General features: G+C 72.3%; 7 protein-coding genes. 6 read left to right on the top strand and 1 reads right to left on the bottom strand.

All coding sequences use genetic code 11. The features are described 5' to 3' along the window. Nucleotides 1-73: 73 nt before the first annotated feature. From VFO68_RS13480 to VFO68_RS13465, 4 genes are all read left to right on the top strand, one after another. Entirely contained in the window at nucleotides 74-1,048 is a 975-nt protein-coding gene (locus VFO68_RS13480) for an alpha/beta fold hydrolase (RefSeq protein WP_325158592.1), read from the top strand. 57 nt (nucleotides 1,049-1,105) lie between these two features. Beyond that, nucleotides 1,106-2,161, top strand: a complete 1,056-nt coding sequence (locus VFO68_RS13475; RefSeq protein ID WP_325158591.1) for a DUF3152 domain-containing protein — start codon at nucleotides 1,106-1,108, stop codon at nucleotides 2,159-2,161. Between the two features lie 92 nt (nucleotides 2,162-2,253). After that, nucleotides 2,254-3,432, top strand: coding sequence for an adenylyltransferase/sulfurtransferase MoeZ (moeZ, locus tag VFO68_RS13470; RefSeq protein WP_325158590.1), 1,179 nt, complete (start codon nucleotides 2,254-2,256; stop codon nucleotides 3,430-3,432). 180 nt (nucleotides 3,433-3,612) lie between these two features. Next, the gene (locus VFO68_RS13465) at nucleotides 3,613-4,413 is read left to right on the top strand and encodes a TIGR02569 family protein (RefSeq protein WP_325158589.1); all 801 of its coding nucleotides are present in this window, start codon (nucleotides 3,613-3,615) and stop codon (nucleotides 4,411-4,413) included. 79 nt (nucleotides 4,414-4,492) lie between these two features. Here VFO68_RS13465 and VFO68_RS13460 read toward each other — a convergent pair whose 3' ends face one another. After that, nucleotides 4,493-5,197: an esterase/lipase family protein gene (locus tag VFO68_RS13460; RefSeq protein ID WP_325158588.1), complete on the bottom strand. Its 705-nt coding sequence runs from the start codon at nucleotides 5,195-5,197 to the stop codon at nucleotides 4,493-4,495. Between the two features lie 326 nt (nucleotides 5,198-5,523). Between VFO68_RS13460 and VFO68_RS13455 the strand changes: the two genes are divergently transcribed. After that, the gene (locus tag VFO68_RS13455; protein ID WP_325158593.1) at nucleotides 5,524-7,536 is read left to right on the top strand and encodes a molybdopterin oxidoreductase family protein; all 2,013 of its coding nucleotides are present in this window, start codon (nucleotides 5,524-5,526) and stop codon (nucleotides 7,534-7,536) included. Continuing rightward, a partial coding sequence (locus VFO68_RS13450) for an NAD(P)/FAD-dependent oxidoreductase (protein ID WP_325158587.1) occupies nucleotides 7,533-8,112 on the top strand: 580 nt, incomplete at its 3' end. The genes VFO68_RS13455 and VFO68_RS13450, both read left to right, overlap by 4 nt.

Here is an 8,112-nt window from a genome sequence, read left to right as displayed (position 1 = left end):
GATCGCCAACCCGTCCAGGTGATTGGTCTCGACCTTACTCGTCGGTAATGGTCACTGGGGGGAGACTGGGACGATGAGTACCGCCGCGGGGTTCTCACCGCTGACCCGTGTTCCCCTGTCCGAGTCGGCGCTCCCCGCGCTGGACCAGTCCATACCGCCCTGGCCCGGTTCCGAGTGCGCCGTCGGAGACCTGAGATTACATATCCGGCGGACGCCGGGGCCGCAGGACGCTCCGACCGCCGTGTACGTGCACGGGCTCGGCGGCTCGGCGACCAACTGGACCGACCTGGCCGCGCAACTGTCCGGTCATGTCCCGGGCATCGCGGTCGACCTGCCCGGCTTCGGCCGTTCCGAGCCGATGCCCGGGTTCGACTTCTCCCTCGCCGCGCACGCCGACGTGCTCGCCCAGTTCCTGCGCGTCCAGGATCTCGGCCCGGTGCACCTGTTCGGCAACTCGATGGGCGGCGCCATCTCGATGCTGTACGCGGCGGCGCACCCGGAACTGGTCCGCACCCTCACGCTCATCTCCCCGGCCGTGCCCGACCTGCGCCCGTCCCTGCGCCGGCTGTCCGACCGCCGGCTGCCGCTGACCTTCCTGCCGGTGGTCGGGCCGCGCGTGCGCCGCGCCCTGGCCGTGATGCCGCCCCGGGACCGGGCCATGCAGTTGATCCGGCTGTGCTTCGCCGACCCGTCCCAGATCCCCGAGTCCCGGCTGGCCGAGGCCACCGAGGAGGCCGCCGAGCGGGCCGCGATGAAGTGGGCGGCCACGGCGCTGAGCCAGAGCGCGGTCGGCCTGCTGCGGGCGTGGATGGTGCCGCGGGCGCGGTCGCTGTGGACCGTGGCGCCCCGCTTGACCATGCCCACGCTGGTGGTCTGGGGGACCGACGACAAGCTGGTGACGGTGCGTAAGGCGCCGCGGCTGGCCCGGATGCTGCCCAGGGCCCGGCTGCTGGTGCTGCCGCGGACCGGTCATGTCGCGCAGATGGAGCGGCCGGCCACGGTCGCCCGCGCGGTGCTCGGCATGTGGGAGTCCGGTGCTGACTGGTGACCCGGCCGAGCGCAGCGCGATGTGGCACTCTTGCCGGGTGGCGAGCGAGGTGACGGTGTGAGCGGGGCGACGCACGGGCAGCGCCCGCTCCCCAGACAGTCCCGCTCGGCATCGACCCAGCGGGTTGCCCGCCCGGCCGGCACCAGCCGCCGGGTCGGCCAGCCGCTGTCCGCGAACTGGCAGCCGGAGGGCCGGCCGGACGGCGGTCAGCACCGGCGCGGCGGGACGGGCCGGATGCTGCGCACCTACGGCTGGCGCATCCTCGCCATCCCGGTGCTGATCGGGCTCACCGCGGTCGTCGTGTTCCAGATCGGCCGGGAGGGCCCTGGCGCCGACGCCAGCAGCGGTGCGAGCGGACCGGACGGCGCGGTCTCCAACGCGCAGGCCAGCGAGTCGGTGGGGCCGCCTGCGGCCACCGAGCAGGCCCCGACCCCGGTGGACGTCAACGTGCCGACCGCGGAACTACCCAACGGCGGCGGTTTCACCCAGGCCGCCGCCGGAACCTGGCACATCGTGCCCGGCAGTGGGCAACGGGTCGGCGGCGCCGGGCGGCTGTTCACCTACACCATCGAGGTCGAGGACGGGGTGGACCCGTTGTCCTTCGGTGGCGACGAGGCGTTCGCCAAGCTGATCGACCAGACCCTGGCCGACCCGCGCGGCTGGACCACCGACGGCAAGGTCTCGGTGCAGCGGGTCGACTCCGGCAATCCCGACATGCGGATCAGCCTGTCCAGCCCGGAGACCGTGCACAAGCCCGACCAGTGCGGCTACAGCATCAAGTACGAGTCGTCCTGCTACCGCCGCGCCGACAAGCGGGTGCTGATCAACCTGGCCCGGTGGGTGCGCGGCGCCACCGCGTTCAACGGCGACATCCTCACCTACCGGCAGTACGCCATCAACCACGAGGTCGGGCACGCGTTCAACAACCAGCACGTGGGCTGCCCGACCGAGGGCGCGCTGGCGCCGGTGATGATGCAGCAGACCTTCGGCGTGGCCAACAACTTCGTCGCCGAGCTGAACCGGGCGGTCGGCAACCGCGAGCCGGTCCCCGCCGACGGCAAGACCTGCAAGCCCAACGCCTGGCCCAACCCGCAGGCGAAGCCCGCCGCCTAGGGTCCCGCCATGTGGGAGCGGAAGTTCCGGCGGCCCCGCGGCGTTTCCAGAAGAGGACACTGGGGAGCGCCCGCGTCCTAGAGGAGGAGCTGATGGCTGGCAGCCTGCCGCCGCTTGTCGAACCGGCCGCCGAGTTGACCAAGGAGGAGGTCGCCCGGTACAGCCGACACCTGATCATCCCGGACGTCGGGGTGGACGGGCAGAAGCGGCTCAAGAACGCCAAGGTGCTCGTGGTGGGTGCGGGCGGGCTGGGCAGCCCGGCGCTGCTGTACCTGGCCGCGGCCGGGGTCGGCACGATCGGCATCGTCGAGTTCGACGTGGTCGACGAGTCCAACCTGCAGCGCCAGGTGATCCACGGCCAGTCCGACATCGGCCGGCCCAAGGCGGAGTCCGCCCGCGACTCGATCGCCGAGATCAACCCGTTCGTCAAGGTCAACCTGCACCAGGTGCACCTGAGCTCGGAGAACGCCCTCGAGGTGTTCGCCGGCTACGACCTGATCCTGGACGGCACCGACAACTTCGCCACCCGCTACCTGGTCAACGACGCGGCCGTGCTGCTCGGCAAGCCGTACGTGTGGGGGTCGATCTTCCGGTTCGAGGGCCAGGTCAGCGTGTTCTGGGAGGACGCGCCGAACGGGCAGGGCCTCAACTACCGCGACCTGTACCCGGAGCCGCCGCCGCCCGGGATGGTGCCGTCCTGCGCCGAGGGCGGCGTGCTGGGCGTGCTGTGCGCCTCCATCGGTTCGATCATGGTGACCGAGGCGATCAAGCTGCTGACCGGGATCGGCGAGCCGCTGCTCGGCCGGCTGATGGTCTACGACGCCCTGGAGATGTCCTACCGCACGATCAAGATCCGCAAGGACCCGGAGAGCAAGCCGATCGAGGGCATGATCGACTACGAGGCGTTCTGCGGCGTGGTGACCGACGACGCCTCGCGAGCGGCCGCCGGGCACACGATCACGCCGCGCGAGTTGAAGGAGAAGTTCGACCGGGGCGAGAACTTCGCGCTGATCGACGTCCGCGAGCCGCACGAGTACGAGATCGTCCGGATCCCCGGCTCGGTGCTGATCCCGAAGGACCGCATCCTGTCCGGCGCGGCCCTGGCCGAACTGCCGCAGGACCGGCCGATCGTGCTGCACTGCAAGTCCGGCGCCCGCTCGGCGGAGGCGTTGGCCGCGCTGCACAAGGCGGGCTTCGCCGACGCGGTGCACGTGGGCGGCGGGGTGCTCGGCTGGGCCAAGGACGTGGATCCGAGCCTGCCGACCTACTGACACACCCGAGTGTGCTGCCGCTCTCAGCGGGTTACGGGCGGTAGCGTGGCCTGTCGTGAGCGAGCGTGCCTGCCAATCGCGGCCAAGGGGAACGGGACGCAACCCAGCCATCGGGGCCCTGCCGACCGAGCGATGGCAACTCACCGCCACAACAGGAGTAAATCCCGGAGAGGCGCGACGGTGAGCGCGTTACCGCAGTCCGCGCCGCCGGAACACGTGCGGGCGGCGTTCGGCGCCCGGGAAGCGGTCCCGGAGCCGGTCGGTCGCGGTCCGGTGTGGCGGTGCGCCGACGTCGCGCTGCGGCCCGCCCACCAGCCGGCCGAGGCGGCCTGGGTGGCGCAGACCCTCGGTGAGTTGGACGTTCCCGACCTACGCATCGGCCGGCCGGTGCGGTCCAGTGACGGCCGCTGGGTGGTGGGCGGCTGGGTGGCGTTCCGGTTCCTGCCGGGCAAGCCGGAGCCGCGCTACGACGAGGTGATCGCGGCGTCGCTGCGGCTGCACAAGGCGACCGCGGACCTGGACCGGCCGCGGTTCATCGCCAAGCGCATGGACGTGTTCGCGATGGCCGACCGGGCGGCCTGGGGCGAGAAGCCCGCCCCGCTGGAACCCGGGCTGGGCGGCACGCTGTTCGCGGATCTCGTCACCGCCCGGCGGCCGACCACGCTCACCCCGCAGGTGGTGCACGGCGACCTGTTCGGCAACGTGCTCTTCGCCGGCGACGCCCCGCCCGCCATCGTCGACTTCACCGCCTTCCACCGCCCGCCGGAATGGGCCGCCGCGGTCGTCGTCGTCGACGCCCTGGCGTGGGGCGGCGCCGACGAGGGCATCCTGCACCGCTGGTCGCACCTGCCGGACTGGCCCCAGGCCCTGCTGCACGCCCTGCTGTTCCGCCTGGCCGTGCATGCCCTGCACCCGCACTCCACCCCCGAGTCGCTGCACGGCCTCACCCGCGCCGCCACCCACGTCAGCGACTTCTTCTGACCCCGCGAGTCCCCACTTCCAGCCCGGCGAGTCCCCATCTCAAGCGCGACAGCTGAGAGGTGCCGTTCGCGGGAGTGGTTCAGAGCGCCAGACAGTTGAGGGTGATGCGGGCGCCGCGGAGGGCGTCGGTGATGCCGGAGTAGACGGTGCCGTCGAGGGCGAGGCCGACGTGTTCGACGATGCGCAGGGGGCACTGGGACTGGATCAACACGTTGGTGGCGCCGTCGGCGAGGGCGGCGTTGTGCACGGGCTGGACCAGTTCGTCGAGCGCGGTGTAGAGGTTGGTGTAGCGGACCGATCCGATCGTGTCGTCCCCGGCGTTGAGGTTGTTCAGGAACGCCGACCCGGCCGCCATCTGCTGGCAGGCCACGACGCCCAGGCAGTTGCCGAGGCCGAAGAAGGCGGCGATGTTGGCGACCACGGTGCCGTAGTGCGGGGCGCCGAGGCTGACCAGACTGTCCACTTCGGACGATCCGCCGAGGAACTTGATGTACTGGCGGGCGACCAGGCCACCTTGTGAGTGGGCGACGAGATCGACGCGGGCGGCCCCGGTCTGGGCCCGCACCCGGTCGGCGAACGCGTTGAGGTCCCGGGCTGTGTTGGCGATGTCGCCGGTGCCCAGGTTGGTGAGCTCGAAGATGGCCACCCGGTAGCCGTCGTGTCGCAGCCGGGCGGCGAGCGGCTCGTAGAAGAACGCCGGGCCGAAGGTCCCGTTCACGATGATCACCGGATCCGGGGCGGCGGCCGCGGCCGGAGCCGCCGGGATGACGAGCAGCGATCCCACTATTACCGAGAGTAGCGTGCCGAGGCGACGAAACATGGCGGGCCTCCATCTGCAGGACGTCGTTGACCTGTGGCGACTCTCACGTTAAGGCGCGCTCAAAAGTTACTCAATGGTAACCAGCTACAAAGTTACTGAACGGTAGCCCAACGCCCTCACCGTCGAGCCACTCGCGTTGAGCAGCCAAGTTCCCCTGCCCGAAACACGCGGGCACGCCCGGGTAACAACCCGTTCCTACGGTCGGGGCCTGACACGCCAGCGCGAGGGAGGTACGAGTGGCCGGTCCCGGCACCGACACCCACTGCCCGTACTGCGCGCTGCAGTGCGGCATGCGGATGACCGGATCGCGGGTGGCGCCCCGGGAGTTCCCCACCAGCGGCGGCGGGCTGTGCCAGAAGGGCTGGACCGCCGGCAGCCTGCTCACCTCGCCGCATCGGCTGACCACGCCACTGGTCCGCGTGGCAGGCGAACTGCGCCCGGCGAGCTGGGACGCGGCGCTGGACCTGGTCGCCCGCCGGATCACCGAACTGCAGACCGAGCACGGCCCGGACGCGGTCGCCGTGTTCGGCGGCGGCGGCCTCACCAACGAGAAGGCCTACCTGCTCGGCAAGTTCGCCCGGGTCGCGCTGGGCACCTCGCAGATCGACTACAACGGCCGGTTCTGCATGTCCTCGGCGGCGGCGGCCGGCCTCCGGGCGTTCGGTGTGGACCGCGGACTTCCTTTCCCGGTAACGGATCTGGCCGGCGCCGGCGCGGTACTGCTGGCCGGTTCGAACCCGGCCGAGACCATGCCGCCGTTCCTGCAGCATCTCGCCCGGGCGCGCGAGGGCGGCGGGCTGATCGTGGTCGACCCGCGCCGCACGCCGACCGCCGAGCAGGCCACCCTGCACCTGCAACCGGCGCCCGGCACGGATCTGGCGCTGGCCCTTGGCATCCTGCACGCCGCGCGGGCCGGCGGACTGCTGTGCGCCGACTACAGCGCCAAGCGCACCAACGGTTTCGACGCGGCCTGGCGGATCGCCGCCGGCTGGTGGCCGGAGCGGGTCGAGCGGATCACCGGGGTCAGCGCGGCCGACCAGCACGCGGCCGCCCGGCTCCTGGCCGGCGCCGAACACGCCTATGTGCTGACCGGACGCGGAACCGAGCAGCACGCCAGCGGAACCGACACGGTGAGCGCCTGGATCAACCTGGCGCTCGGGTTGGGCCTGCCCGGCCGCGCCGGCTCCGGCTACGGCTGTCTGACCGGTCAGGGCAACGGCCAGGGCGGCCGGGAGCACGGGCAGAAGGCCGACCAGTTGCCCGGTTACCGCAGGATCGACGATCCGGCCGCCCGGGCGCATGTCGCCGGGGTGTGGGGGGTCACGCCGGAGTCGCTGCCCGGACCCGGCCGGTCGGCCTACGAGTTGCTGGACGCCCTTGGCACCGAGTCCGGGCCGCGCGGCCTGCTGGTGTTCGGCAGCAACGTGGTCGTCTCGGCGCCGAACGCCCGCCGGGTCGCCGACCGGCTGTCCACAGTGGACTTCATGATGGTCGCCGACGTGGTGCTGTCCGAGACCGCGGCGCAGGCCGACGTGGTGCTGCCGGTCGCCCAGTGGGCCGAGGAGGACGGCACGCTGACCAACCTGGAGGGTCGGATCCTGTTGCGGCAGCGCGCACTTCCCGCACCGGCCGGGGTGCGCGACGACCTCGCCGTACTGCACGAACTGGCCGTGCGGCTGGGCCAGCCGCCGCAGCGGTTTCCGGCCGACGCCGAGCGGGTGTTCGAGGAACTGCGCCGGGCCTCGGCCGGTGGGCCGGCCGACTACGCCGGGGTCAGCTACCCGCGGCTGCGGTCCGGGGCGGCGCTGCACTGGCCGGTGCCGGCCGACGACCATCCCGGCACCCCGCGGATGTTCCTGGACCGCTTCGGCCATCCGGACGGCCGGGCCCGGTTCGTGCCGGTCGACCATCGCGGACCGGCCGAACTTCCCGATGCCGAGTTTCCCTTGCAGGCCACCACGGGCCGGGTGCTGCAGCACTACCAGTCCGGCGCGCAGACCCGCCGGGTGGCCGAGCTCGCGGCCGTGGTCGGCGAGGTGTTCGTCGAGGTGCACCCGGACACCGCGCGCCGGGCCGGGCTCGCCGACGGCGACGGCGCGGTGGTCACCTCCCGGCGCGGGGCCGTGCACGCCCGGGTGCGCACGGTCGAGTCGATGCGACCGGACCTGGTGTTCCTGCCGTTCCACTTTCCGGATGACCAGCGAGCCAACCTGATCACGCATGCCGCGCTGGACCCGATCAGCCGGATGCCCGAGTTCAAGGTGTGCGCCGTGGCCATCGCCCCCGAGGAGGTCCGGTCGTGACGATCCGGCGCGTGGTGACCATCGGCTACGGCATGGCCGGAGCCCGGCTCGCCGAGGAGATCCGGGCCCGGGACCCGAACGGCGACCGGGTGGCGGTCACGGTGATCGGTGAGGAGCGGCATGCCGCGTACAACCGGGTGCTGCTCTCCGCGGTGGTCGGCGGCTCGATGACCCCGGAGTCGGTCCGGCTGACCGAGCCGGCCGGGGTGGAGCTGCGGCTGGACACGGCGGTGGTCGCGATCGACCGGACCGCACGCCGGGTGCGGCTGGCCGATGGGTCCACTGTGGACTATGACGTGCTGGTGCTGGCCACCGGCAGCCGGCCGTGGATTCCGCCCACCGAGGGGCTCACCACCGAGGACCGTGAGCTGGCCGCCGGTGTGGTCGCCTTCCGCACGCTCGACGACTGCGAGCGGTTGCTCGCCCTGGCCACGCCGGGCACCCCGGTGGCGGTGCTGGGCGGGGGGCTTCTGGGTCTGGAGGCCGCTCGGGGCCTGGCCGCCCGGGGCTGCCTGGTCACCGTGGTGCACCCGGTGGGGCATCTGATGGAGCGCCAGCTCGATCCGGCCGGTGGCC

Origin of the sequence: Actinophytocola sp. (assembly GCF_035712165.1) — a bacterium.
Taxonomy (GTDB): Bacteria; Actinomycetota; Actinomycetes; order Mycobacteriales; family Pseudonocardiaceae; genus DASYTH01.
The sequence above is the reverse complement of the archived record's forward strand: the minus strand, read 5'-3'. Positions and strand labels throughout refer to the sequence as shown.

Coding starts and splice junctions, on each gene's coding strand:
- VFO68_RS13455 (WP_325158593.1), top strand. CDS start 5,524: ATGCGGATGACCGGATCGCGGGTGGCGCCCCGGGAGTTCCCCACCAGC.
- VFO68_RS13480 (WP_325158592.1), top strand. CDS start 74: ATGAGTACCGCCGCGGGGTTCTCACCGCTGACCCGTGTTCCCCTGTCC.
- moeZ (WP_325158590.1), top strand. CDS start 2,254: ATGGCTGGCAGCCTGCCGCCGCTTGTCGAACCGGCCGCCGAGTTGACC.